This window comes from Butyricicoccus faecihominis (genome assembly GCF_024462775.1).
GTDB classification, from domain to species: domain Bacteria; phylum Bacillota; class Clostridia; order Oscillospirales; family Butyricicoccaceae; genus Agathobaculum; species Agathobaculum faecihominis_A.
The window spans coordinates 1-24,683 of the sequence record NZ_JANGCE010000030.1 but is presented as its reverse complement, the minus strand read 5'-3'; the positions used below and the strand labels follow the sequence as shown (position 1 = coordinate 24,683).

Sequence of the window (24,683 nt, the reverse complement as noted above, 5' to 3'; positions counted from 1 at the left end):
CGAAATGGGGCTTTGTTTCGATCGAAGGCTGTCAAAAACCCGTTTTTGACAGCCTAAAAGCGCCTTGCAGAAAACTGCAAGGCGCTTTTTATGCATTATTTTAATGTTTTCGCAAAGCTATCCTTAAGCGTGACGACACGGTTGAAGCGGCCGGGTTCACGATCTTTTACGAAATAGCCCATACGGACAAACTGCATGTGCGCGCCCGTTTCCACTTCGGCAACAGACGGCTCCAGCTTGCAGCCGGACAGCTTTTTCAGCGAATCCGGGTTAAGGAAATCGAGGTAATTGGTGCCTTCCGGTACGTCCGCCGTGTTTTCCAGCGTGAAGAGGTTTTCATACAGATAGACCTCCGCGTCGATCGCGGTCGGCGCGGATACCCAATGGATCGTGCCGCGCACCTTGCGGCCATCCGCCGGCATGCCGTTGCCGGTTTCCAGATCGGCCGTGCAGCGCAGCTCAACGACCTCGCCGTTCTCATCCTTAACGATCTCGTTGCACTTCACGATATACGCGCCCATCAGGCGGACCTCGCCGTCCGGCTTGAGGCGCTGGAACTTCGGAGGCGGCACCTCGGCAAAGTCGCTTTTTTCAATATAAAGCTCGCGCGTGAACGGCACCATGCGGGTGCCGGTGGCTTCATCCTGTGGATTGTTCGCGATCTCGAACGACTCCTGCTTGTCCTCCGGATAGTTGGTAATTGTCAGCTTGATCGGCTCCAGCACGGCCATGCGGCGCAGCGCGGTCTTGTTCAGCTCCTCGCGGATACAGTGTTCCAGCAGCTTGATATCGACCAGACTATTCGCCTTGGCGATGCCCGCGCGCTGCACAAAGTCCAAAATCGCGGAGGGCGTATAGCCACGGCGGCGCAGCGCGGAAAGAGTGGGCATGCGCGGATCGTCCCAGCCCTCGACGCGGCCGGTCTCTACCAGCTCGCGCAGGTAGCGCTTGCTCATGACCGTATTGGTCACATTCAGGCGGGCAAATTCGCGCTGCTTGGGGTGGTGCGGCAACGGACAGTTGTCCACGACCCACTCATACAGCGGCCGGTGGTTTTCAAACTCGATCGAACACATCGAATGCGTGATGCCCTCGATCGCGTCTTGGATCGGGTGCGCGAAATCGTACAGCGGATAAATGCACCACGCATCCCCCTGCCGGTGGTGATGCGCCCGTACGATACGGTAGATCGCGGGGTCGCGCAGGTTCATGTTGCGGCTCGCCATGTCGATCTTGGCGCGCAGCGTTTTAGAACCGTCCGGATACTTGCCCGCGCGCATCTCTTCAAAAAGGCGCAGGTTTTCTTCGACCGAACGGTCACGGTAGGGGCTTTCTTTCCCCGGCGCTTTAAGCGAGCCGCGGTAGGCGCGCATTTCCTCCTGCGTCAGGTCGCACACAAAGGCCTTCCCGTCGCGGATGAGCTGCACGGCGCATTCATAGCAAGTCTCGAAATAGTCCGAACCGTAGTAAACGCCGCCGTTCGGCTCTTCGCCGGTCAGCCACTTGATATCCTCCCAGATCGAATCGACGTACTCCGTATCCTCTTTGACCGGGTTGGTATCGTCGTAACGCAGGTTGAACAGGCCGCCGTACTTCTTGGCGATCGACCAGTTGATAAAAATCGCCTTGGCCGAGCCGATGTGCAGATAGCCGTTCGGCTCCGGCGGGAAGCGGGTGTGTATCCTTTCGGCAAGGCCCGCCGCGAGATCCTCGTCGATGATCTCAGTCAAAAAGTTGTTTACGTTTTCCAACATTTTCTCTTTTAAATTAGGATTTAGAAATTAGAAATTAGAAATTGCGGAACGCCGGCATAGCCGGCATGAAATTAATGCGCTGCGCGCAAATACCGCTTTCCTAACTCCTACTTCCTACTTCCTAACTCCTACCTCCTAAAAATTCTCAAGATGTCCGGCTCCGCCGGACTCCATAATTACTAATTACTAATTACTAATTGCTCTTTCGCATTTCTTCAGCCGCTTTAATACGGCTTCGCGCCCCATAATGCCCATGACCGATTGCAGGTCGGGCGCATTCTGCCGCCCCGCCACCGCAACACGGATGACCATTGAAACGTCGCCCACCGGGCCCTTGAACTGATCCGGGTTTTCCTTGTAGGCCTTGGTATCGCTGGCAAAGCCAAACCGGTCGGCCAGCTTCTTCATTTTTTCAAAGAAGGCGTCCGGCGTGTCGCTACCATCAAATTCCGCGGCATAGGCTGCCAGAATGGCCTTCGCATCCTCTGCCGAAACGCGCTCCGGCATGGTGTAATCGGGCTGGAACAGCTCGTCAAACAAAAAGTCCATATAGGGTTTGACGTCCGACCAAAGCGCCAGATCCTTGCGCGGCTTCTTGCCGCCGCGTCCAATGGCGAGATAAGCCTTGCTCTTTTCCGGCTCCTGCGTGAAAAGGGCGTGGAACGCGGCGTCGTGATCGCGGCTCCAATCGGCCACATAGTCGTACACGGTCTCAGCCGACATGCGGGAGATGACGTTTTTCGACACGTCGCGCAGCTTTTCGATATCGAACAGCGCGCCGGAGCCGCTCATCTTCTTGGTTGTGAACGGGAAATCGTTCATCGGCAGATCCGGGTTGGCGCGTCGCCATTCCTCAAAGTTGGAATTGAGAAGCGTCATTAGGTATTCGAGCACGGCGGGCACCGGGTAACCCTCCGCGTAATAGAAATCGAGCGCTAGCTCCGGGTCCTTGCGCTTGGACAGCTTGCGCTTGCCGCCGGTCTCCGGGTCAATCTTCATCAACTGCGCGGTGTGCGCGTACTTGGGCGCCTTCCAGCCCATGGCGCGAAACAGCTGTAAATGAACGGGCAGCGTGGCGAGCCACTCTTCGCCGCGCACGACCACGGTCGTGCCCATCAGGTGGTCGTCCACCACATGGGCGAAATGGTAGGTCGGTATGCCGTCCGATTTCAGGATCACGATATCTTGATCGTTCTCGGTCAGTTCCATTTTGCCCTTGACCAGATCCTCGTGGCGCACCTTGTTTTCGATTGAGCCCTCTGAACGGAAGCGGATCACATAGGGTAAGCCCTGCGCGAGCGCCGCCTCGATATCCTCCATCGGCCGGTCGCGCCAGACCGCGTAGGAACCGTAATAGCCGAAGTTTTCTTTATTCTGCTCCTGTCGCGCGTGCGCGGCGGCAAGCTCGTCCTCGGTGCAAAAGCACGGATATGCAAGGCCGCGCTGCACCAAACTTTTTACAAAGGTCTGGTAGATCTCGGCGCGCTGGCTCTGTCTGTAGGGCCCGTAAGCGCCATTGTCTCCCGTCAGGGTCGCGCCTTCGTCGAACGGCAGGCCAAAGGACGAAAAAGCGGAAAGAATGGTCTGCACGCCGCCTTCGACCTCGCGCTTTTTATCGGTATCTTCGATGCGAAGGTAGAACACGCCGCCGGATTGGTGCGCCAGCCGTTCGTCCACCAGCGCGCCAAATAGGTTGCCCAAATGCATAAAGCCGGTCGGGCTGGGGCCCATGCGGGTCACCTTAGCGCCTTCGGGCAACTCTCTTTGGGGATAGCGCGCTTCTACCTGTTCGGGCGTTTCCGTAATATGCGGAAACAGTCGTTCCGCCAGTATAGTATGATCCATTCTTTTCACTCCAAAAACGTGTCTGCGGGCATATTTTTCCGCGATATTGATATTTTATCACGTAAACCTGCCCCTTGCAAGGTTGTCGACATAATTCGACAAATTTAGACGATTTTTTTTGTTCCAGCCTCTTGTATCCCGCTAAAATCTATGATAAACTATATAGGCACTTGTGAGAACAGGTGTGACCACCCAGCATCCGGAGAAGTATCGAAGTGGTCATAACGAGCTCGACTCGAAATCGAGTTGCCGGTAACACGGCACGTGGGTTCGAATCCCACCTTCTCCGCCAAGAAGAAGTTGACAGGTTGCCGTTTTGGGAAATCTGTCAACTTTTCTTTATTATCTAGGTTTGTACTATTTTTTAAGGATCATTGAAATAAGGGGGATTTATCATGGCATGTTTTGTCGTTCCTGTCGCCGAGGCCGTCGTTACCACGATCGCCGCGCGCATCATGAAATCGAAGGAAAAGGAAGCGTCCGTGCGCATAGGCGGCGCGGAGCTCGCGCACGCGGAAACACAGACGAAAATTCCCTTCTCGCGCAAGCTGAAGTGGCTTTCGAGCCTGCTCTGGGGCGGTTCGGTCCTGCTTGCGTTCGAGCACCTTTGGCACGGTGAAATCGTGCCGTGGTTTCCCTTCCTCACCGCGGCCGCGAACCCCGCGGACGCTTCCGTGATGATGCATGAAATGGCCACGGTGGGCGTTAGCATGGCGCTGCTCGTCACGGCGGTCTGGGGCGCCATGGTGCTGGTTACGAACGCCATGGAGAAAAAGGCCCGGCTGCCGGAGCCTGCCTCCGAACAGAGGTAAACCGGATGACCTTACTTATCACCGTTTTTGCCGCGGTCATCAGCACCGCTGTTTGGTATAAAAACGCGCCGAATAACGATCTGCGCGTCGGCATTCTGTGCTGGATGTATTGGGGCGCTTCCCTGATGTGGCTGGTGGACGCGATCTTTTCATACGCGGAACAGGGCGCGGCCTTTTTCACCCCCGCCCTGCCGGACATGCTGAACGATCTGTACCTTGGCCTTTCCGCTGTCGCGCTGGGGCTGGTCATTTGGGTGGTCTCTCTGCTGATCCGCGACCCCAAGGGTGTTGTACGAGCCGCCCTTACGGGACGAAAGTCATGACCACCCCAAAGCGGGGCGGCATGAACAAGCCCTATAAGGGCATAAAAAAAGAGCTTTCCCCAAAAACTTGGGGAAAGCTCTTTTTTCATGTTTTGATCTTTACAGATACATTACGCTGCCCATCAGCACGGCGGAATTTTCGCCGCACAGCAGGGTTATGAGTTGAGCCGGAGCCCAAGTCGTGCCGTCCTGCTCATAGGAGGCAGCGCCGAGCGGGCTCGGCTTGGACATGCCGACAGCCTTGGCAGAGGCATAGTAGTACAGATCCTCGCCCAGCGTTACCGTGGTCTGGATCTCGCCGTTCGAGAGCTGAACGCTCTGATCCTTGCCGTTCCAAGTAACGGTAAAGCCCTTGGCTTCGGCGGCGGCGCGCAGCGGCACCATCGCGATACCGTTTTCCACCTTGCCCTCGCCGATCGCGATGTCGCCTTCATGGATCATGGTGAATGCGCGATCCTGCTGGGGCGGCAGCACGACCTTGGTCGCAGTGGCCTGACCGGGCATGGAAAGCGCCATAAAATCATACCAAGCGAACAGCTGGGTGCCCATGTGGATATCTTCCAAGGAAACAATATTCTTGGTAGCCAGCGGGCGGATGTCGGTCTCAGCCGGAATGGTCACGAACATGCTGCCGGATTCGGCCAGAATGGTAACGCTGCCGTCCTGATTGCGCACGACCTCTTCCGCGGTCAGCAGGTGCGCGGGCGAATGCTTATCGTCCAGATTGACCAGCACGGCTTCGGCCGTGACCTGCGGCGGCAGGCTGCGGGTCATCGCGGCGCCGTAGTAAACGTATACCTTGTCGCCCTTGTTCAGGTCGGTTTCATTGGCCAAAAATCCGGTCTGCGTATCCATGAGCAGCGTGTTTTCGGAAAAATGCAGTACCAGTTCCTCATGCGTATCGGTTTTAACCAGCATATCCGCATACTCGCCGGAGCCCTGCTGCATTTCAAGCACGGTGGCTTCCTCGCCGATCGTATAGGGGTAGTTGCCGGGTTCGGCCGGGGTCGTGTCCTCAGGCGCCGCCGGGTCGGCGGCAAAGGCGGTAGCGCCCAGCATGGCAGCGCCAAGCACTGCTGCTAAAAATCTCTTTTTCATAATCAATATCCTCCTTTAATAGGCTTCTGCAATCTTAGACGGCAGGGGTCTCCTTTTGTTCCTATTTTGCGAGGGGATATTGAGATAAATTTTCCGGCGGCGTCAAAACGACTTTGTCGTCCACCGCGACCAGCTCCATTTCGCTAAACAGCGTACCGGCCACCGTGCCGCCGTCGAACTCCACCGTGGTGCCCTGCGATACGATGCGGCCGCCGGACACGTTGTGCTTGACGAAAACGGAGTAGATCGTCATATCGCCCAGCCGGCCCACCGCATCCGCGGCGGCGCCCAGCGCGCCGTCGAGGCGGTTCAGGCCAGCCTTATTATAGGTAATGACATAGCCGCCGTTGCCGCTTTTCGCGATATTCTCCACCAAAGCCGCCGGCACGCGGGCGTAGGAGCCGGTGAGCGCATGCATCTGCTCGGCCGTCTGCGCGGTGCGGGCTTTCACACCGTTCTGCGAAACATACCGCATGCCGTCCGCCGTATAGCTTTCGGCGATAAAGGTCTTTTCCGTTCCGTCCGGCGCGCGCATGGTAACGGTGCGCTCCGAAAGCAGGGCGGGCGAAACGCGGTCAAGCTTTAAGGTCTCCGCGCTGGTCAGGTCGAACAGCTTATCTTTTTCGCGGTTCTCCCACGAAGCGCTGATCGAGCCGGTCAAGGTGTGCGTCACCTCCAGCGCTTTTAGATCGTCCATTCCGGCGGTCGCCTCGCGGTATTCCTGATAGACCGCGAACTGCGCAAGATAAGGCTCGGCCGCCGTTTTATCCACCGCGCCCTGCTCGGTCAGTGTGCGCAATAACGTTTTGTCGCTGCCCTTGGGCTGCGCGGCCAGCGCGGTATAGCTCGCCGCGGCCACATGGTCGCGCAAAAAATGGCCGGCATCCACAATGGTTTCATCGTACACGCCGAGTTCTTCCGCATAGTCGGAAGCGCCGCGATAGGTAAAATCGCCCGCCGTATCGCTATAGCCGAGCGCCCGCAGCAGAAAAGCAGCATACATATTCGCGGTCAGCGGCGCTTCGGGCTCATAGGTAGTAGCCGTCGCGCCGGTGGTCAGGCCGTTTTCATATAAGTACTGCACATAAGGCTTTTCCCAGTTTTGCAGATCGGTAAAGGGCGCGGAATAGGTCAGGCTCTTTGCCTCGCTCTCCTTACCGAGCAGACGGGTCAGCATAGCGGCCGCTTCAGCCCGTGTGGGCGCGCGGTCCAGCTCGTAGCCGTCTTCCGTGCCCTGAAACAGGCCCAGTTCGTGCAAACGGTCCGCGCTTTGGGTAAAATCAGCCGCCAGAGCGGCTGTGGAAAGCGCGGCGCAGAGCGCTGCGCCCGCGCACGCGATACGAAACATTTTTTTCATCGTTTTTTCTCCTTATCTGTCGCAAAGACTCGCGCGCCGGCGCGCGTTTTTTATAGAAAATAGTCAAATCCGTGCCATCATTATAGCATATTCTCTGTGCCTTGCCAACCGAAAGGATTTGTGATTTACGGGCATACTAAACCAAACGAATTAAAAAAGAGGTGTCTTTGCCATGAGCAGTATTCAAAAATGCGGTGTGATCGGCGTGGGCTTCGTCGGCGCGACCTCGGCCTTTACCCTTGCGACAAGCGGCCTGTTTTCCGAGATCACCCTTGTCGATATGAACCAGAAAAAGGCCGAGGGCGAGGCGGCCGATATCAACCACGGCATTTCCTTTGCCCGGCCCTGCCACGTGCGCGCGGGCGGCTACGCCGAACTGAAGGATTGCGGGCTGATCATCATAGCGGCGGGCGCAAACCAAAAACCGGGCGAGACCCGCGTCGAGCTGCTGGGCCGCAACCAAGCGATCATGTCCTCTATTATTAACGAAATTATGAATGTCAATCAGGACGCGATCCTGCTGATCGTATCCAACCCGGTGGACGTGCTCACCTATATGGCGCACAAGATCTCCGGGCTGCCCGCGGGGCGCGTGCTCGGCTCGGGCACGGTGCTGGACACCTCGCGCCTAAAGTACCTGCTGGGTCAGCACCTTGGCGTCGATATGCGCAACGTGCACGCTTTTATCATTGGCGAGCACGGCGACAGTGAGCTTGCCGTTTGGTCCTCGGCCAACATCTCCGGCGTCGACCTTGCCGATTACTGCCGCATCACGGGCAAGGATTATTCCTTTGGCGCAATGCAGCGCATCTATGAAAATGTACGCGACGCGGCGTACTCGATCATAGACGGCAAGGGCGCGACGTATTACGGCATCGGCATGGCGGTGCGCCGCATCGCGGAGGCCATCGTGCGGGACGAGCACTCGGTACTGCCGGTCTCTTCCCTGATTAGCGGCCATTACGGCGTAAACGGTCTTTGTTTGGGCCTGCCCTCGGTCGTGGGCCGGGGCGGCGTGGAATCGGTGCTGGACATCCCGCTCTCCTACGACGAGCTGCGGCAGCTGCAAACCTCGGCGGACAAGCTCGGCGAACTGATCGGCGAATTGGAGACCATAGGCTGACAAGAGACCGAAAAAAGGAACCGAAACAAAACAGTTTCGGTTCCTTAAGCTTGTCAAAGAACCCCTTCGCGCCGCAGCGCGCATAAAATAGGATTTTGCCGCTTGCGGCAAAATCCATAAAAAGCCGCGACATGTGCGTGGTTTTTTATACAAACCGGCTTCAAGTGTGCCTGTAAGGCGCGCGCAGAAGTCGGAATTCTCGATCGAAATGGGGCTTTGTTTCGATCGACAGACTGTCAAAAATAGTTTTTTGACAGTCTAAAGGAACCGAAACAAAACAGTTTCGGTTCCTTTTCAAGCTATGTTTTAGGCTGCCGGGGTTGTCGGAAGGGTACCGGTCATCTCCTGATAAGTGCTCAGATCGGTCGGCAGCGTAACCTTGACGCTATCGCCCGTCGCATTCACCTTGCATTTCATGGTCATATCCATCGACGCCTTAACGTCCGACACGGTAACGGACAGGCGCATGGTCATATCCATTGCGGAAAGCTGGCCGTTCTTTACCGTTTCCTTCGCGGTCATCTCGTCGATATTGAACGAGAGATCGGCCACTGCGTCGCCCATGCCGGTCGCGCCCAAGATCGAATTGACCATGGAGCCAAGCGCGCCGCTCGCATAGGTCACGGTGTAGGTATCGCCAGATTTTTCAATGCTCTTGATCATGCTGATCGGGTTGTTCTGCATCTGGGTCATTTCCGTCATGCCGCCCAGCGAATCTTCAAAGGACATATCCATCTTGATTTTCTCGCCCATGCCGTTCATGTAATACACGCCGTCCGCGTAGTAATACTCGATCGCGGCTTCCTGCGTGTTGCTTGCGCCTTCCTCTACCAGTGAGGGATCAAGCACGGCCTTCATCGTGCCCTTCATGGACATTTTAGACTGATCCATGTTCGCCAGATTCATATCCATCTTCATGTTCATGGGCATGGAAAGGCTCATCAGCTTCTGATCGTTCATGGAAAGGTTCATGGAAATATCAGCGTCCATATCGACCTTGGTCTGTTGGCTGGTCAGGTATGCGTCGGCTGCATATTCGGCAACGGTCTCAAATGTTTTGAGTACCGGCGCTGCCTTGGCGCTGTCCACAGAGCCGTCCTCTACCAGCTTTTCGAGTAGCACCGTCTCGGTCTCGCCCTTGGGCGGGCAGGCCAGCGCGGTGTAGCTCATCGCGGCGACGTTGTCGCGCAGGAAGGGGGCGTTGATATCACAGTTGGCAAAGTCGGCAAGGCCGATCGAATACGCCTTTTCCACCGCTTGCTTGTAGGTGTAGCCGTCCTCAGTCTCGCTGTAGCCGAGCGCGCGCAGCAGGAACGCGGCGTACATGTTCGCCGTGCAGGCTTCTTCCGGCTCAAAGGTGGTCGCGCTCGCGCCGCTCGTCAGCTTGTTATCATACAGGTATTGCACATAGGGCTTCTGCCAGCCGTCCAGATCGGTAAAGGGCGCGGAATAGGTAAGCGTTTTTGCCTCCGCTTCCTTGCCGAGCAGCCGCACCAGCATGGCGGCCGCTTCGCCGCGTGTCGGCGCGCGGTCCAGCTCGTAGCCCTGCGCCGTGCCCTGAAACAAGCCCAGATCCTTGAGCGTATCCGCACAATGGTCAAAACTCGCCGCAGCAGCCGAAACAGCCAGCGATACGACGATCAGCAGTGATGCGGAAAGGGTTTTCAGCAATCTTTTCATAATGACTCCTCCATTTTTATAAGGTGTTTGATAAAATACAATCACCCCACTATATGTCCCTTATTGTAGCACCGAATCCATCGGAAGTAAACGACAAATTGCCTGCCGTCGCGATCTTTAAAATATTTTAAGAAAGCGCGGTCTGCCTATTGACAATCGCGGTGGTTCGCGCTATGTTGTATATATTCAATATGCACATATTGCAGACGAGACATTCCACCATTTCGTCGTCCATGCACGATTCCAACCAACACACAGTGAGAAAGGACAATCTTATGAAAACCAAACGATTGTTGGCCGCGCTGCTTAGCAGCGCCATGCTGGCCGGTACGCTGCCCACGGCGCTTGCCGCGGAGCCCAACGCCGCTACCCGCGGCGAGGTATGCGCCGCACTGATTCAGGCGGCGGATGACTACAACCCGGCCGTGACCAAAAGCGACATCATGCACGGCGACCCCAACGGAGACCTGCGCGAACAGGCACCCGTCACCCGCGCGGAGGCGCTGGTGATGCTGCAGCGGGCCTTCGGCACGCTGCCCGCGCCCGTGGGCGATAATGCGCGCAAAGCTTACCCGGCCGCGAATTTTACCGATATCCCGAACTGGGCCAAGGATGAATTACAAAATGTATTCGACGCGGGCATCGTGGCGGGCACCTCGGCCACCACCTTTTCGCCCGAGGAATTTGTCACCATGGAGCAGATGAATAAATTCATCCGCCGCACCTATGCCCTATTCGGCACAAATGAAAAAGATGATTTTTACGCGACGGTCAACAAATCTTGGCTGGACAGTTCGGCCATCAAGCCCGGCTACACGTCGAACGGCACGCTGAATGAAATGATGACCAACACCGAACCGCTGACCGAGCTGATCGAACAAGCGGCCAAGAATCCGACGAACGAGGACGCGAGGCGCATTGCCGCGCTCTACAATAACTTTTTGGATTATGACGCGCGCGACGCGCTCGGCATCGAACCGATCAAGCCGTATCTCACCGCCCTCGATAACGCAAAAACGCTATCCGATTTGATGGACGTACAGCAAAAGCTCTCCGACGAGGTAGGCGGCTCGCTTCTGCTCACCTTCTCGCTCACAACGGACATGAAGGATTCCAACCGCTACACGGTCGCCCTCTCAGGGCCCGGCGTTTCGTTGACCAAGGAGATCTACGCGGCGGACAGCGGCAGCCAGAAGGACGCTTATATCGCTTATGTGCAAAAGCTTTTCACCCTCGGCGGCTATGACGAGGCCACCGCTAAAGAAAACGCGTCGCTTGTCTGGCAGTTTGAGAAGGCGCTTGCCCCCCATATGCTGGACCGGCAGGATTACAGCAATGTTGATAAGATCTACAACCCGTACACGATGGATCAGCTTCAGGCCTTGTTCCCGCACGTCGATCTGGACAAGGTATACGCGCAGTCCGGCCTGACGAAAAGCGACCAGATCATCGTCATTGACCCGGGGCTTTTAAAGGCGCAGGCCGCTTATTTCGACGACGCGCACGTTCCCATGCTCAAGGCCTACACGCAGCTCGCCGTAATCTCGAGCTTCGGCAGTTATCTGGGCCGCGCCTTTGAGGACGCCGCCAACGAATACCAGCAGGCATTCCTCGGCATCAGCGGCACGCTGTCCGACAAGGAGCGCGCGACTAACATCGTGATGGCGCTGCTCTCCGACGAGCTCGGCCGGCTGTATGTGGAAAAATACTTTTCCGCGGAAGCCAAAGCCGACGTGACCGACATGGTGCGCGATTTTATTTCCATCTATGAAGAGCGCATCAAAAAAATAGACTGGATGAGCGACACAACCAAGCAAAAGGCGATCGCCAAGCTGGATACCATGGGCATCAAGGTCGGTTACCCAGACGAGGGCCAGTGGAACGACCTTTTGAAGGATGTGACCCTCAAATCCAAGGCCGATGGCGGCAGCTATTTCGACAACATGCTGACCATTCAAAAGGCGCAGAAAAAGCTTCTGCAAAGCTGGCAGAGTAAGCCGGTGAATAAGGGCCTGTGGGCGATGAGCGTGTTCACCGTGAACGCCTGCTATGTGCCGCAGAACAACGAGATTGTCTTCCCCGCCGGCATCCTGCAAGCGCCGATGTACGATGTAAAGGCCCCGCGCGAAAAAAATCTGGGTGCGATCGGCTACGTTATTGCTCACGAGATCACGCACGCTTTTGATAACAACGGCGCCAAATTCGATCAAAACGGCAACGCCGCCGACTGGTGGACGTCCGCGGATTACGCCGCGTTCCAAAAGCTGTGCGAAAAGGCTATCTCTTACTACGACGGCGTGGAATCCGCGCCCGGCATCGTTTGCAACGGCACGCTGACTCTTTCGGAGAACATTGCCGACCTTGGCGCGGCCGCGTGCATTCTGGAGACGGCGAAGCGCGAAAAGGCCCCCGACCTCGCACTGCTGTTCCGCACCATGGCCGAAACTTGGGCTTCGACCGCGACGCGCGAATACGAGCAGTACGCCGCGACGATCGATGTACACGCACCCGCCAAGCTGCGCGGCAGCCGCGTGCTGCAATCGATGGATGATTTCTATACCACCTTCGATATCAAGGAAGGCGACGGCATGTGGCTCGCCCCCGAAAACCGTGTTCGGATCTGGTAACGACAGAGTAATTAGCAATTAGGAAGTAGTAATTAGTAATTTTGAAATAAACGTTAAGCAGCAAAAATAAAATTAGGAAGTAGCATCTAGCGATTAGTAGTTGAGACACGGCACGGTGGCCGATCATCCGATCCCCCACCTGTGCGGTTCTATAATTACTAATTACTACTTACTACTTCCTAATTTTTTAGTTTTTTTCTACTATAACAAGGTGCGGATACGCAATATCCACGCCGTTTTGCGCGTATTGCTTTAGGATGTTTTCCTGCACCGCGCACTTTAGGGCAAACGCGCTGCCATTGTCCTTGGCCCATAGCGAGGCGCGCAGTTTGACCGCGCTCGCGGCCAACTCCAGCACGACGACCGGCACCTCCGGCGCGTCCGCCGCACGCTGCGCCGGAGTCCGTACATCCAGAAATTCCGGATTGCGCGCGACCTCCTCCGCCAGCAGCTTTTTGGCCAGATCCACATCGGATTCATACGTGATACCGATCTCCAGAAACACGCACACGCGGCTGTCCGCATAGTCGGCGTTCTCTATAATGGCGCTGTTCATTTTGCTGTTGGGGATGATGACGCGCTTGTTTTCCCACGTGCGGATGGTGGTATGGTGCAGCGTGATCTCTTCGATCACGCCGGAAATATCGTTATCCAGATACCGCACCACGTCGCCGATGACAAAGGGCTTGAACGCTAGGATCATCATACCGCTGACCACGCTGCCCAGCGCTTCCTGCGCGGCAAAGCCCGCGACCACCGCGATCACGCCGCCGGCGGCCAGCACCTTGTTCAGGCCCGCGCTTAAAAACGGAATGTTGGATACGATCACCGCGAAGCCTGCAAAATAGACCGCGGCGATCGCCACATAGCGGAAAAAGGCCAAAACCGTTGCATTCGCGCTGTTTTTCTGTTTTTGCAGCTCGATCATGCGCCGCATAAAGCGGCTCACCAGCCGCGCGCCCCATAGTGTAAGCAGCACGACCACCACGATCAGCCACACCGTGCCGATCAGCCTGCCCGCGTCTGTCGAGAAAAAAGCTCTGACCTGCTCAGAAAAATCCGCCATAAAAGCTCCTTTTGCTTAGTAAGCGATGCCCCAAACGACCATCTGGTGCGCGGGCTTGCCGCAAACGGGGCATACGTCGCCGATGTTCTCCTGCTCGAACGGAATACAGCGGGACGGCATACCCGTGACTTCCTTGATCTTCTCCTCGCAGGCCAGATCGCCGCACCACATGGACTTGACAAAGCCGATGTTTTCCTTCAATATCTCCTGCATCTCATCCAGAGATTTTGCGGTGTAGGTGTGCTCCTCGCGGTTTTTCAGCGCCTTGTTGTAAAGCGCTTGCTGAATCTCTTCCAGCAGCTGCGGAACGACTGCTGCCAGCTCCTCGAATTTGACCACGGTCTTTTCGCGGCTGTCGCGGCGCACCAGCACGCACTGGCCCTGCTCGATATCGCGGGGGCCGACTTCCAGACGAAGCGGCACGCCCTTCATCTCGTACTCCGCGAACTTCCAGCCGGGGCTGTTCTCGGAAAGATCAATCTTGGCGCGCACGCCCGCGTTCTTAACAAGCCCTAACAGCTCCTCCGCCTTTTCTGTCACGCCCGGCTTGTGCGAAGCGACCGGAATAACGACCAGCTGCGTGGGCGCGATGCGGGGCGGCAACACCAGACCTTCGTTATCGCCGTGCGTCATGATGATGGCGCCGATCATACGGGTGGACATGCCCCACGAGGTTTGGTACATATACTGCAGCGTATTATTCTTATCGGTGTACTGCATGCCGAACGCACGGGCGAATCCATCGCCGAAGTAATGGCTGGTGCCGGATTGCAGCGCCTTGCCGTCGTGCATCATGGCTTCGATCGTATAGGTTTTTTCCGCGCCCGCAAAGCGCTCCTTAGCGGTCTTTTCGCCCTTGATAACCGGAATGGCAAGCCACTCCTCGGCAAACTGCGCGTAAATGTTCAGCATTTGCAGGGTCTCCTGCATGGCCTCTTCCGAAGTCGCGTGCACGGTGTGGCCTTCCTGCCACCAGAACTCGCGCGAGCGGAGGAACGGGCGGGTCGTCTTTTCCCAGCGTACCACGCTGCACCACTGGTTATACAGCTTGGGCAGGTCGCGCCAGGAACGGACGATCTTTGCGTAATGCTCGCAGAACAGCGTTTCCGAGGTGGGGCGCACGCAAAGGCGCTCCTCCAGCTTTTCGCTGCCGCCGTGCGTTACCCACGCGACCTCGGGCGCAAAGCCCTCCACATGGTCCTTCTCCTTTTGAAGCAGGCTTTCCGGGATAAACAGCGGCATGGCCACGTTTTCATGTCCGGTCTCCTTAAACATGCCGTCCAGCGCCGACTGGATGTTCTCCCACAGCGCCTGCGCGTACGGGCGCATGATGATGCAGCCCTTGACCGAGGAATAATCGATCATTTCCGCCTTTTTTACAATGTCGGTATACCACTGCGCAAAATCCACGTCCATGGACGTAATCTCGCTTACCAGCTTCTTCTTGTCTGCCATTTGTGAACACTCACCTTTTCTTTTTGTATTTCATAGATTATTTTAAGGCACCACCGCACCGTTGCGCCCACGGCGCTGCCTTAACTAATTTTGATTTCCTGAAAGGGTTTTTGCCATGAATTATACGCAATCCTTCTATGTCAAGCCCGCCAGCCACGAAGTGGTGCAAACCACGGTCTCACTTTCGGCCGATCAGCGGCCCGCGCTCATCGGCACGGTCGTTTCGGGGGATGACAAACCGGTGGAGGCCGCGCTCGTCACCTTTTACCGCGCGGACGCGCCGGACTCGCCCATCGGCGCGCTGTACACAGACGAACTCGGCCGCTTCTCCTTCGGTCCGCTCGAACCCGGCAAGCTTTACCATGTCAAGGTATTCAAGCGCTCGGACAATATTCGCGCGCTCGAGCAAAATACTTAAGTCCTGTTTCCTAGCGCTTGCAGCCGTGCCTGCTCGGCGGCGCACATCGTGTCTTCGTCCGCCGTGCCGGTATCCGGCTCGCTCTGCGATACGGTTTCCCTATCGTCGTCAGTATCGAGCAGTAAAGGCGTTGCATCGTCCGTGCGGATGAGATATATGCCCTCCGGCGCAGTCACTGTGATCGCTGTCAGATCGATATAATCAATGGAGAAAATCTGCCTGCAATGCCGGGTCGTTGTTGATCCGGTCGCTGCATAGATAGACTGTATTCGGATAATACGTTCCCGCGTTCGGCACTTCGTATGCGGCCGCGATGCTCATGGGCGGCGCGGCCGCGATACAGGCAGATAACAGCTTTTTCATGATATCCCCTCCATCATGCACCCACGCCCGCGCCTAGGGCATCGAGGCGACGCTGCTCCTCTTCCACAGCGTTTTCGCCGTAGATCATTGTGATGCCCGCGTCCGCGTCTGTTACCTTTATGCGGCCGTTTTCCAGCACGCAGGTAAACCGGCTCATGAAATGCGGCTCCGCGGCCTTTAAAGTCGTAAACTCTACCCTACCGTTCATTGTGCTTAGCACCTCGCCCAGCAGCAGGCTGCCGTCGGGCAGTTCGGGCAGTAGCGCGGTTTCGGTACCGTCCGCGTTCAAACGAACAAGCGTATCGCCGGTCTGCGCCTGCACGGCGTATTCGGTGTATTCCACCCGCTTACCCGCGTCGTGCGTAATCAGCACATAGCTGCCATCGGCTGGGTCAAAGGCGTAATCATATACCGGCCTGCCTGTAATCTGTTTGAGTTCGTCATTTTCCATTTGATACAGACCCGCGCTGCCCCAAAGAAAATTTTCACTTTGGTTCTCCAGATGCGGTGCGTGAAACCAAACCACATTCTCAAACTTTTGGCGTTCATCTTGTAACGGATCATCGTTTTGAAGCGTATACTGATTGATCACCTTGCCTTTCAGTGTCCATGCGGTCACTGTAGTTTGTTCATTCGTTACGCGCTGTGTGATGATCAAATTGTTATTTATGACAAACAACTTTTCATTTGAGGACAAAGCCAGCGTTTGCATCTCACTTCCCTGTATAATGCAAAGCATCTCCGCAGCCTCAAATACCAAAGCGTTCTCATCCAGATAATAAGAAAATACTCCGTCTTCTAATAATGCAGGCGGCGTTTCTAGCACACGTACTTGCTTATCCTCGGTAACGATAAGCACGTATTGTTTCCCATTATGGGATCCTTTAATATAATCCGTTAGACCCGATTTTCCAAGAACAAACAGATCCACAATACCGTCAAGACGCGCAATTTCTTTTGTTGCAAGTGTTTCCGTATCAATGGTATGGAGCATGTTTTTCCCTTGCGCGTTAGGCGCAAGACCATATATTGAATTAGCAAAACCTTGATCGTAATTTAGCGGCTTTACATCCGAATGCTCGTTTCTCATAACCGTAACGCCTGCAATCACGCAGGATAGGCGTTCCTCTGATTTGTCGTCCTGACGTGTGGGTACACAATCATAAAGACGCGGCAATACCCTCCAAGCAGCCGTTTTCAGCATTTCCTCAGTAAATATACCCTCATCGATAAGCCGTTGTGCCACAGTTATATGAGCGTCACTATTTAGATATAATTCCTGAACCCGCTCCGTTGTTGTTAGCGTTCGTGCGGCTAAAGCGACCGCATCTCCACGCACAAATCCCACCGCATCGCATACCGCAATTTCTTCCGAATCCACGATCCAGAATGGCTCCTCACCATTCCGAGACGCGCGCGCTAAAAAAGTGCCGAATTGCTCACAAGAAGTATTTTCCTCCGCGCCGTACCGCGTCGCGGATACGCCTTTGGTCAGCCCGTTCTCATACAGCCAGCCGACATATGGGGCGGCCCATTGGGGTACATCGGTGAAGGGGTGCTCCCATGTGCCCACGCGAGCCGTTTGCTCCGCGCCCAAAAAGCGCGTGAGCATGGCGGCGGCTTCGGCGCGGGTCATCGGCTTTTCCAGTTCAAAGCCTTTTTCCGTACCGTTAAACAGACCCAGCTCATGCAGCATTTGCGCCTGCGCCTCGGTGTCGCCAGAGTAATCGTTCCGGATCGTCCCCACATCCGCCGCGGCGGCGGACAGGGTCGCACACGCCATGAATGCCAGTGCGCAAAGCAGCTTTTTCATGCCGCCCCTCCCCTTTCAGAGAATCACCGCAGCTTTTCCTTTACTTCATAGGCAAGCTTTTCCTGAAATTCGGCCAGCTCCATCTGCGTGGTCTCGCCGGTCTTGCGGTCGCGCACGGAGATCAGGCCCGCTTCCTCGTCCTTGTCGCCGATGACGATCATATAAGGCACCTTGTGCAGCTGGGCTTCACGGATCTTATAGCCGATCTTTTCGTTGCGCTCATCCATCGTGGCGCGGAAACCCGCATGATTAAGCTGGTCAAGCACCATTTTTGCGCAGCCGACATTGCGGTCGGTCATCGGCATGACGCGCACCTGTTCGGGCGCGAGCCACGTCGGGAACGCACCGGCAAAATGCTCGGTGATGACGCCGATGAAACGCTCGATCGAGCCGAGCACGACGCGGTGGATCATGACCGGACGGTGCTTTTCGCCGTCCGCGCCCGTGTATTCCAGTTCAAACCGCTCGGGCATCTGGAAATCGAGCTGGACGGTGCCGCACTGCCAGGTGCGGCCCAGCGAATCGGCCAGATGAAAATCGAGCTTCGGGCCGTAGAACGCGCCGTCGCCCTCGTTGACGACATACTTTTTATCCATTTCGGTGATCGCGTCCTTGAGCGTCTCCTGTGCGAATTCCCATACCTTTTCATCGCCCATGTGGTCCTCGGGCATGGTGGACAGCTCGATCTCGTAGGTCAGGCCGAAGGTGGAGTAAACCTCGTCAAAGAGCTTGACGACGTTTTTGATCTCATCCTTGATCTGGTCGGGCGTCATGAAGATATGCGCATCGTCCTGCGTGAAGCAGCGCACGCGGAACAGGCCGTGCAGCGCGCCGGACAGCTCGTGGCGGTGGACAAGGCCGAGCTCGCCCACGCGCAGCGGCAGGTCGCGGTAGGAGTGCATCTGGCTCTTGTAGACCAGCATGCCGCCCGGGCAGTTCATCGGCTTAATGGCATAATCCTCTTCGTCGATGACCGTGGTGTACATGTTGTTTTTGTAATGGCCCCAGTGCCCCGAACGTTCCCAGAGCGAACGGTTGAGGATCATCGGCGTCGAAACCTCGACATAGCCGTACCGCTTGTGCACCTCGCGCCAGTAATCGATCAGCGTGTTCTTGAGCGTCATGCCGTTTGGCAGGAAGAACGGGAAGCCGGGGCCCTCCTCGGTCAGCATAAACAGGCCAAGCTCCTTGCCGATCTTGCGGTGATCGCGTTTTTTCGCTTCTTCCAAGCGCTCCAGATAAGCGTCCAGCTCTTCCTTCTTCGGGAAAGCGGTGCCGTAGATGCGCTGGAGCATCTTGTTCTTGGAATCGCCGCGCCAGTAAGCGCCGGTGACGTTTTGCAGCTTGATCGCGTTGCCCTTGACGCGGCCGGTCGAATCCAGATGCGGGCCCGCGCACAGATCGGTGAAATCACCCTGCTTATAGAAAGAGATCGTAGCGTCCTCCGGCAGATCGTTAATCAGTTCGACCTTGTAGGGCTCGTCCCGCTCCTGCATGAATTTGATCGCCTCTGCGCGGGGCAGCTCAAAACGTTCGAGCTTTAGTTTTTCCTTGCAGATCTTGCGCATTTCCGCTTCCAGCGCCGCAAGGTGCTCCTCGGTCAGCGAGAACGGCGCGTCAAAATCGTAGTAAAAGCCGTTTTCGATCGACGGACCGATCGCGAGCTTTACCTCCGGATACAGACGCTTGACGGCCTGCGCAAGGATATGGGACACCGTATGGCGGTAGGTATCGCGGTATTCCTCGTTTTCAAACGTGAACTTGTTTTCTTCAGACATGATTTTTCCTCCTTTGAAATTGCGGGGAGAACGAAAAAAGCCCACCCCCGACATAAAATCAGGGGTGAGCATAGATAGGCCCACGGTTCCACCCTGCTTGCAGGCCATACATGACAAGGCCTGCCGCTCGGAGTTCTTAACGGGAACGACTCGTCGCGACATACTTAGGGGTTCCGCCGCGAAGCTCTGGAATCGGTGCTGCTTTCCCCGCGCCTGCGGACGCTTTCAGCCGCGTCGCCCGCTCTCTGTCAAACGCTTTAGGGTAATCACAGGATTTCCTTCATCGCTTTTTACTTATGAATGGTACTATTTTATACCCCAAACGCGGCTTTGTCAACCATCATTCGCTTTTTTGCGGCAATCGGCGGTTTTCAGCATTTAAGCGCTTCATCCTCGATATGGGCGGTGATGCGGCCGTAAAACTCCTTTTTCTGCGCGTCGTCGCGGAACGCGCGGAACGGGACGATCAGCGCCGAATACTGATCGACGAATACGAAGTAGTGCCCCGCGTCCGTAGCGATACGCTGCACCGCGTCATAGGGATAGCTCGTATCCTCATTTTCTCCGGTCAGGCGGAATTCATCGTCGCCCAGCACCATTTTCTTCTCGCCGCAGGCATTTTTGCTGTTTGGATTTTTCAAAATGCGTTCTACGTTTTTTACGACCTTGCGCTTCATATACCAAGGCGTGCCGAAAAAGCATACCGCCGCGAGCGCCACATAAACCGCCACCGATATGACGTTCAGCGATTTCAGCCAAACCATCAGCGCCGTGCCGCCAAGCAGCACGATCACCGCGGTCGCGATGCGCGTCATCAGAATGCTGCGCTGCACCAGCGCGTTTTTGCTCCAGTAATCCAGATTAAAGGCGATAAAATCATCCTTTGTGATTTCATATTGCAGCTCCATTTGTCAAAACTCCTTTGTACGTACTGTTCCTATTGTAGCGAAAGGCGCGCCCAAAAGCAAGAAAAAAGAGCAGCCGAAAACGGCTGCTCTTGTAAAAAATTCGCTTACTTGGCCATCGAAGCGACTTCGGCCGCGAAATCGTCCTGCTTCTTTTCAATGCCCTCGCCCTTTTCAAAGCGAGCGTACTTGACGAGCTTGATCTCGCCGCCCAGCGTCTTGGCGACCTCTTCGATGTGCTTCTCAACGGAGAGCTTGTTCTCCTTGACGAAGGCCTGCTGCAGCAGGCAGTTCTCCTCGTAGTACTTGCCCACGCGGCCCTCTACCATCTTGGCGATGATCTGCTCCGGCTTGGGCTTGGCGGCGGTCTTGTTCTCCTCGATCGCCTGCGCCATCAGGATTTCGCGCTCCTTGTCGAGGGTCGCGGCATCTACCTCGGACTTATCCATGAAGGACGGACGCATCGCGGCCGCCTGCATGCCGATATCCTTGCCCAGCTCCTTGACGGTGGCGTTGTCCTTCAGGTTATCCGAAACGGACAGACCGACCAGCACGCCGATAACGCCGCCCATGTGAGTGTAGGCTACGTTAACGGTGGAGTCGTCGTAGCGCTCGAAGCGGCGGATCTGGATGTTCTCGCCGATCGTCAGCACCTTTTCCTGCAACGCTTCCTGTACGGTCACGTCGCCCAGCTTGCAGGTCTTGAGCGCCTCTACGTCAGCCGGGTTCTCCTTCATGACCACACCGGCCAGATCGGATACGAACTTCTGGAAATCAGCGTTCTTGGCAACGAAGTCGGTCTCGGAGTTGACTTCGATGATCGCGCCTACGCCGCAATCGCCGCACACGGTCGCGCAGACAACGCCCTCAGCCGCGATGCGGCCGGCCTTCTTAGCGGCCTTGGCAAGGCCCTTTTCACGCAGCAGCTCGACTGCCTTGTCGAAGTCGCCGTCAGCCTCTTGCAGCGCCTTCTTGCAGTCCATCATGCCTACATTGGTCATTTCACGAAGCTTTTTTACATCAGCAGCGGTAAAAGCCATTTTATAATTCCTCCTCAAATATCGATAGTCACCTTGCTTGGTGGGTAAAACAAATTAGTAATTAGTAGTTAGTAATTAGTAATTACTGTGCCGCACAAGCATGCGGGGTCATCAAGGCGCGAGCTGAAAGGCCATCGACCAAATTACTAATTTCTAATTCCTAATTACTAATTAAAAAGAATCTTATTCAGCCTGCGCTGCGGGAGCTTCGGCGGTCTCGGCCTTGGCCTCAACCTCGAGCTGCTCGCCCTGCTTGCCTTCCAGAACGGCGTTGGCCATGGTCTGGGAGATCAGCTTGATTGCGCGGATCGCATCGTCGTTGCCGGGGATCACATAATCGACCTCGTCCGGATCGCAGTTGGTATCAACGATTGCAACGATCGGGATATTCAGCTTGCGGGCTTCCGCGATCGCGTTCTTTTCCTTGCGGGAATCGACTACGAACAGCGCGCCGGGCAGCTTCTTCATCTCGCGAACGCCGCCGAGGTACTTTTCGAGCTTGGCGATTTCGAGCTGGAGCTTGATAACTTCCTTCTTGGGAAGCAGATCAAAGGTGCCGTCGGCCTGCATCTTCTGCAGCTGGTTCAGACGGGCGATACGGGTGCGCATGGTCTTGAAGTTGGTCAGCATGCCGCCGAGCCAACGGGCGTTGACAAAGAACTGGCCGGAACGCTCCGCCTCTTCCTTGATCGCGTCCTGCGCCTGCTTCTTGGTGCCGACGAACAGGATGGACTCGCCGGCTGCGGCGATGTCGCGAACGAAGAAGTAAGCTTCCTCAAGCTTCTTGACCGTCTTCTGCAGGTCGATGATATAGATACCATTGCGTTCGGTGAAGATGTAGGTCGCCATCTTCGGGTTCCAGCGGCGGGTCTGGTGGCCAAAGTGCACGCCAGCCTCCAGCAGCTGCTTCATAGAGATTACTGCCATTTTTAATTTCCTCCTCGGTTGTTTCCTCCATCCCGGGTCATCTGACAGCGGCAACCTGCTTTACAGGTCACCAGCCGCTTTCATCACGGGATGTGTGAATTCGTGCTCTAATAGTTTAGCACTTTGCGCTTTCTTTGTCAATCATTTTTTGGTATCCTTTTCCCCATTCCTTCATCGCGTCGATCACAGGTCCAAGGCTGCGTCCCAGCTCGGTCAACGCGTATTCCACACGGGGCGGCACCTCGGCGTAAACGGTGCGCGTGACGAGTCCGTCCGCCTCCATTTTCCTAAGGTTTGCGGTAAGCACCTTCTGGCTAATCGCGCCGAGCGATTTTTTCAGTTCGCCAAACCGCCGGGTGCCCGCCATCAGGTCGCGGATAATCAAAATTTTCCATCGGTCGCTGATCAGCGTCAGCGTGGTTTCAACCGGACAGGCCGGCAGCTTTCTCTCCATCGCTTCCTCCTTGGTATCCTTTGGGTACCTACCGCACATAAAAGTGCCTGCTTTACTTTTTTCGCTTGCAGGCCTATTATACAGATAAGAAGCGTAAGGCGCAAGAGTAGTATGGACGAAAGGCGGCAAAGCATGCATATAAACGGTGTGATGACGCAGGCGGAACGCCGCCTGTGGCTGATCCATTATTTAAAGGAAGAGGGCGGCCCGCTCGCGGACGCGCCTGTGCCGCCGGATGCGGACGGACAGCGCCGCCTGCTGCGCGGCCTGATGAACGTGCGCCCGCCCGCACCGATCGGGCCGGAGTTTTTGGCCGTGCAGGACGCATACCTGCAAACGGCGCTTTGTCACAAAGACGTGACGGACGCCGCCGCCCTGCCCCTTACGCCGGACCGGCTGGGCCTTTGGCGCGGCGATATCACCACGCTGCGCGTGGACGCGATCGTTAACGCGGCAAACGACGCGCTGCTCGGCTGCTTTATCCCCTGCCATTCGTGTATCGACAACGCCATCCACTCGGCCAGCGGCGTACAGCTTCGGCTCGCCTGTCATGATTTGATGAAACAGCAAGGCGCGCCCGAACCCACCGGCGCGGCCAAGCTCACGCCGGGCTTTAACCTGCCCGCCCGCTATGTCGTGCATACGGTCGGCCCCATCGTGCAAGGGCCGCAGCCGACGCGGGAGGACCGCGAGGCGCTTGCTGCGTGCTACCGCGCCTGCCTAACCCGCGCCGTGGAGCACGGGCTCGCGTCCCTTGCATTCTGCTGCATCTCCACGGGCGTGTTTCATTTTCCAAACGAGCCTGCCGCCGAGATCGCCGTCCGAACCGTGCGCGATTTTCTAAAAAAAGACCATACGCTGAAAAGGGTGATCTTCAATGTATTCACAGAACGGGACGAAACGCTCTACCGGCTGCTGCTCGCCTGAAATACGCCGCGCGGCCGCGCTTTTCCAAAGCGCCCGCCGCGTGGTGATCGGCAGCGGGGCCGGACTATCCGCCGCCGCGGGCCTTTTGTACAGCGGCCCGCGCTTTACCGGGCGTTTCGCGCCCTTCATTGCCAAATACGGCTTGACCGACATGTATTCCGCCGGCTTCTATCCCTTTCCGAACGAGCGGGCGCGCTGGGCCTATTGGGCGCAGCACATTCTGGTCAACCGCATCGAGCCGCCCGCCCTGCCGCTGTACCGGCAGCTATACGGCCTTGTTGGCGCGCGCGAGCATTTCGTGATTACCACCAATGTGGATCACCAGTTTCAAAAGGCGGGGTTTGCCCCGGCGCGCGTATTCGCCGTGCAGGGTGACTATGGGGAGCTGCAATGCGCCCGCGCCTGCCACGGCGGCCTGTACCCAGCCGAGCCGGTCGTCCGGGCGCTGTCGGCCGCGACAAGGGATTGCCTTGTACCCGGCGCGCTGGTGCCGCGCTGCCCGGTCTGCGGCGGCAAGATGGCGGTCCACCTGCGGGTAGACCAATCTTTTGTGGAGGACGATACGTGGCATGAGGCGTGCGCGCGATATGAGGATTTTCTGCGCGCCTGTATCGACGTGCCCACCGTGCTGCTTGAGCTTGGCGTGGGCTTCAACACCCCCGGCATTATCCGCTACCCGTTTGAGCGCCTTGCTCTCGCCTATGAGAATTTTTCGCTCATCCGCGTCAACCTGTCGGAAGCGCGGCTGCCCGACGAGCTAAAGTCACGCGGGGTTTCCCTCGCGGGCGATATGAAGGATACCCTGTCCGCGCTCGCCGCAAGATAAAAAGAAGTACGCTTTCGTTGGTATGAAAGCGTACTTCTCAGCGTGTCAAAGAACCCCTCGCGCCGCAGCGCGCATAAAATCGAATTTTGCCG

At 56.5% G+C, this 24,683-nt stretch carries 22 protein-coding genes and 1 tRNA gene; 8 read left to right on the top strand and 15 right to left on the bottom strand.

Going from position 1 to position 24,683, the window contains the following annotated elements; genetic code table 11:
- Nucleotides 1-95 precede the first annotated feature (95 nt).
- The gene (locus tag NE562_RS13900; protein WP_280963039.1) at nt 96-1,754 is read right to left on the bottom strand and encodes a glutamine--tRNA ligase/YqeY domain fusion protein; all 1,659 of its coding nucleotides are present in this window, start codon (nt 1,752-1,754) and stop codon (nt 96-98) included.
- Between the two features lie 186 nt (nt 1,755-1,940).
- Nucleotides 1,941-3,599, bottom strand: coding sequence for a glutamate--tRNA ligase (gene gltX, locus NE562_RS13895; protein ID WP_280963038.1), 1,659 nt, complete (start codon nt 3,597-3,599; stop codon nt 1,941-1,943).
- A 201-nt stretch (nt 3,600-3,800) separates the two neighbouring features.
- Here gltX and NE562_RS13890 point away from each other — a divergent pair.
- The 3 genes from NE562_RS13890 (at nt 3,801) to NE562_RS13880 (ending at nt 4,734) form a co-directional block, all read left to right on the top strand.
- A tRNA-Ser gene (locus NE562_RS13890) sits at nt 3,801-3,891 on the top strand.
- Nucleotides 3,892-3,994: 103 nt separating this feature from the next.
- The gene (locus NE562_RS13885; RefSeq protein ID WP_280963037.1) at nt 3,995-4,411 is read left to right on the top strand and encodes a hypothetical protein; all 417 of its coding nucleotides are present in this window, start codon (nt 3,995-3,997) and stop codon (nt 4,409-4,411) included.
- Nucleotides 4,412-4,416: 5 nt separating this feature from the next.
- Nucleotides 4,417-4,734 (top strand): hypothetical protein, encoded by a 318-nt coding sequence (locus NE562_RS13880; RefSeq protein WP_280963036.1) that lies wholly within the window; start codon nt 4,417-4,419, stop codon nt 4,732-4,734.
- Between the two features lie 99 nt (nt 4,735-4,833).
- Here NE562_RS13880 and NE562_RS13875 read toward each other — a convergent pair whose 3' ends face one another.
- Both NE562_RS13875 and NE562_RS13870 read right to left on the bottom strand, forming a co-directional pair.
- On the bottom strand, nt 4,834-5,832 hold the full coding sequence (locus NE562_RS13875) for a copper amine oxidase N-terminal domain-containing protein (protein ID WP_280963035.1): 999 nt from the start codon (nt 5,830-5,832) through the stop codon (nt 4,834-4,836).
- A 61-nt stretch (nt 5,833-5,893) separates the two neighbouring features.
- Nucleotides 5,894-7,189, bottom strand: a complete 1,296-nt coding sequence (locus NE562_RS13870; RefSeq protein WP_280963034.1) for an S-layer homology domain-containing protein — start codon at nt 7,187-7,189, stop codon at nt 5,894-5,896.
- 172 nt (nt 7,190-7,361) lie between these two features.
- Here NE562_RS13870 and NE562_RS13865 point away from each other — a divergent pair, with 172 nt between their 5' ends.
- Nucleotides 7,362-8,312 (top strand): L-lactate dehydrogenase, encoded by a 951-nt coding sequence (locus NE562_RS13865; RefSeq protein WP_280963033.1) that lies wholly within the window; start codon nt 7,362-7,364, stop codon nt 8,310-8,312.
- Between the two features lie 306 nt (nt 8,313-8,618).
- On the opposite strand, the gene NE562_RS13860 is transcribed toward NE562_RS13865, so the two are convergent.
- Complete coding sequence (locus NE562_RS13860) at nt 8,619-9,992, bottom strand: S-layer homology domain-containing protein (protein ID WP_280963032.1); 1,374 nt, start codon at nt 9,990-9,992, stop codon at nt 8,619-8,621.
- A 275-nt stretch (nt 9,993-10,267) separates the two neighbouring features.
- Here NE562_RS13860 and NE562_RS13855 point away from each other — a divergent pair, with 275 nt between their 5' ends.
- Nucleotides 10,268-12,619, top strand: coding sequence for a M13-type metalloendopeptidase (locus NE562_RS13855; RefSeq protein ID WP_280963031.1), 2,352 nt, complete (start codon nt 10,268-10,270; stop codon nt 12,617-12,619).
- Nucleotides 12,620-12,806: 187 nt separating this feature from the next.
- On the opposite strand, the gene NE562_RS13850 is transcribed toward NE562_RS13855, so the two are convergent.
- Entirely contained in the window at nt 12,807-13,685 is an 879-nt protein-coding gene (locus NE562_RS13850; RefSeq protein WP_280963030.1) for a mechanosensitive ion channel family protein, read from the bottom strand.
- Nucleotides 13,686-13,700: 15 nt separating this feature from the next.
- On the bottom strand, nt 13,701-15,140 hold the full coding sequence (proS, locus tag NE562_RS13845; RefSeq protein WP_280963029.1) for a proline--tRNA ligase: 1,440 nt from the start codon (nt 15,138-15,140) through the stop codon (nt 13,701-13,703).
- 115 nt (nt 15,141-15,255) lie between these two features.
- Here proS and NE562_RS13840 point away from each other — a divergent pair, with 115 nt between their 5' ends.
- Nucleotides 15,256-15,558 carry a carboxypeptidase-like regulatory domain-containing protein gene (locus tag NE562_RS13840; protein WP_280963028.1) on the top strand — a complete coding sequence of 101 codons (303 nt, stop codon included), beginning with the start codon at nt 15,256-15,258 and terminating at the stop codon, nt 15,556-15,558.
- Here the strand turns inward: NE562_RS13840 and NE562_RS13835 are convergent.
- The 8 genes from NE562_RS13835 to NE562_RS13800 all read right to left on the bottom strand — a co-directional run bounded on the left by NE562_RS13835 (nt 15,555) and on the right by NE562_RS13800 (nt 22,838).
- Complete coding sequence (locus NE562_RS13835; protein ID WP_280963027.1) at nt 15,555-15,734, bottom strand: hypothetical protein; 180 nt, start codon at nt 15,732-15,734, stop codon at nt 15,555-15,557. The two genes, NE562_RS13840 and NE562_RS13835, sit on opposite strands and share 4 nt — an antisense overlap.
- Before the next feature lie 25 nt (nt 15,735-15,759).
- Nucleotides 15,760-15,921: a hypothetical protein gene (locus NE562_RS13830; RefSeq protein WP_280963026.1), complete on the bottom strand. Its 162-nt coding sequence runs from the start codon at nt 15,919-15,921 to the stop codon at nt 15,760-15,762.
- A 13-nt stretch (nt 15,922-15,934) separates the two neighbouring features.
- Nucleotides 15,935-17,734, bottom strand: coding sequence for an S-layer homology domain-containing protein (locus NE562_RS13825; protein WP_280963025.1), 1,800 nt, complete (start codon nt 17,732-17,734; stop codon nt 15,935-15,937).
- Nucleotides 17,735-17,757: 23 nt separating this feature from the next.
- Complete coding sequence (gene thrS, locus NE562_RS13820; RefSeq protein WP_280963024.1) at nt 17,758-19,512, bottom strand: threonine--tRNA ligase; 1,755 nt, start codon at nt 19,510-19,512, stop codon at nt 17,758-17,760.
- Between the two features lie 371 nt (nt 19,513-19,883).
- Complete coding sequence (locus NE562_RS13815; protein ID WP_280963022.1) at nt 19,884-20,420, bottom strand: YcxB family protein; 537 nt, start codon at nt 20,418-20,420, stop codon at nt 19,884-19,886.
- A 104-nt stretch (nt 20,421-20,524) separates the two neighbouring features.
- Nucleotides 20,525-21,457 carry a translation elongation factor Ts gene (gene tsf, locus NE562_RS13810; RefSeq protein WP_280963021.1) on the bottom strand — a complete coding sequence of 311 codons (933 nt, stop codon included), beginning with the start codon at nt 21,455-21,457 and terminating at the stop codon, nt 20,525-20,527.
- A 183-nt stretch (nt 21,458-21,640) separates the two neighbouring features.
- Nucleotides 21,641-22,384 carry a 30S ribosomal protein S2 gene (gene rpsB / locus NE562_RS13805; RefSeq protein ID WP_280963020.1) on the bottom strand — a complete coding sequence of 248 codons (744 nt, stop codon included), beginning with the start codon at nt 22,382-22,384 and terminating at the stop codon, nt 21,641-21,643.
- A gap of 115 nt (nt 22,385-22,499) precedes the next feature.
- A complete protein-coding gene (locus NE562_RS13800; protein ID WP_280963019.1) occupies nt 22,500-22,838 on the bottom strand; it encodes a winged helix-turn-helix transcriptional regulator in 339 nt (112 codons plus the stop codon).
- Nucleotides 22,839-22,970: 132 nt separating this feature from the next.
- On the opposite strand from NE562_RS13800, the gene NE562_RS13795 reads away from it, so the two are divergent.
- On the top strand, nt 22,971-23,765 hold the full coding sequence (locus NE562_RS13795) for a protein-ADP-ribose hydrolase (RefSeq protein WP_280963018.1): 795 nt from the start codon (nt 22,971-22,973) through the stop codon (nt 23,763-23,765).
- Nucleotides 23,716-24,591, top strand: a complete 876-nt coding sequence (locus NE562_RS13790) for an SIR2 family NAD-dependent protein deacylase (RefSeq protein WP_280963017.1) — start codon at nt 23,716-23,718, stop codon at nt 24,589-24,591. Before NE562_RS13795 ends, NE562_RS13790 begins: the two co-directional genes overlap by 50 nt.
- Nucleotides 24,592-24,683: the final 92 nt, after the last annotated feature.

Excerpts from the sequence above, each read along its gene's own strand:
- NE562_RS13900 (WP_280963039.1), bottom strand. The coding sequence starts at position 1,754 with ATGTTGGAAAACGTAAACAACTTTTTGACTGAGATCATCGACGAGGAT.
- gltX (WP_280963038.1), bottom strand. The coding sequence starts at position 3,599 with ATGGATCATACTATACTGGCGGAACGACTGTTTCCGCATATTACGGAA.
- NE562_RS13885 (WP_280963037.1), top strand. The coding sequence starts at position 3,995 with ATGGCATGTTTTGTCGTTCCTGTCGCCGAGGCCGTCGTTACCACGATC.
- NE562_RS13880 (WP_280963036.1), top strand. The coding sequence starts at position 4,417 with ATGACCTTACTTATCACCGTTTTTGCCGCGGTCATCAGCACCGCTGTT.
- NE562_RS13875 (WP_280963035.1), bottom strand. The coding sequence starts at position 5,832 with ATGAAAAAGAGATTTTTAGCAGCAGTGCTTGGCGCTGCCATGCTGGGC.
- NE562_RS13870 (WP_280963034.1), bottom strand. The coding sequence starts at position 7,189 with ATGAAAAAAATGTTTCGTATCGCGTGCGCGGGCGCAGCGCTCTGCGCC.
- NE562_RS13865 (WP_280963033.1), top strand. The coding sequence starts at position 7,362 with ATGAGCAGTATTCAAAAATGCGGTGTGATCGGCGTGGGCTTCGTCGGC.
- NE562_RS13860 (WP_280963032.1), bottom strand. The coding sequence starts at position 9,992 with ATGAAAAGATTGCTGAAAACCCTTTCCGCATCACTGCTGATCGTCGTA.
- NE562_RS13855 (WP_280963031.1), top strand. The coding sequence starts at position 10,268 with ATGAAAACCAAACGATTGTTGGCCGCGCTGCTTAGCAGCGCCATGCTG.
- NE562_RS13850 (WP_280963030.1), bottom strand. The coding sequence starts at position 13,685 with ATGGCGGATTTTTCTGAGCAGGTCAGAGCTTTTTTCTCGACAGACGCG.
- proS (WP_280963029.1), bottom strand. The coding sequence starts at position 15,140 with ATGGCAGACAAGAAGAAGCTGGTAAGCGAGATTACGTCCATGGACGTG.
- NE562_RS13840 (WP_280963028.1), top strand. The coding sequence starts at position 15,256 with ATGAATTATACGCAATCCTTCTATGTCAAGCCCGCCAGCCACGAAGTG.
- NE562_RS13830 (WP_280963026.1), bottom strand. The coding sequence starts at position 15,921 with ATGAAAAAGCTGTTATCTGCCTGTATCGCGGCCGCGCCGCCCATGAGC.
- NE562_RS13825 (WP_280963025.1), bottom strand. The coding sequence starts at position 17,734 with ATGAAAAAGCTGCTTTGCGCACTGGCATTCATGGCGTGTGCGACCCTG.
- thrS (WP_280963024.1), bottom strand. The coding sequence starts at position 19,512 with ATGTCTGAAGAAAACAAGTTCACGTTTGAAAACGAGGAATACCGCGAT.
- NE562_RS13815 (WP_280963022.1), bottom strand. The coding sequence starts at position 20,420 with ATGGAGCTGCAATATGAAATCACAAAGGATGATTTTATCGCCTTTAAT.
- tsf (WP_280963021.1), bottom strand. The coding sequence starts at position 21,457 with ATGGCTTTTACCGCTGCTGATGTAAAAAAGCTTCGTGAAATGACCAAT.
- rpsB (WP_280963020.1), bottom strand. The coding sequence starts at position 22,384 with ATGGCAGTAATCTCTATGAAGCAGCTGCTGGAGGCTGGCGTGCACTTT.
- NE562_RS13800 (WP_280963019.1), bottom strand. The coding sequence starts at position 22,838 with ATGGAGAGAAAGCTGCCGGCCTGTCCGGTTGAAACCACGCTGACGCTG.
- NE562_RS13795 (WP_280963018.1), top strand. The coding sequence starts at position 22,971 with ATGCATATAAACGGTGTGATGACGCAGGCGGAACGCCGCCTGTGGCTG.
- NE562_RS13790 (WP_280963017.1), top strand. The coding sequence starts at position 23,716 with ATGTATTCACAGAACGGGACGAAACGCTCTACCGGCTGCTGCTCGCCT.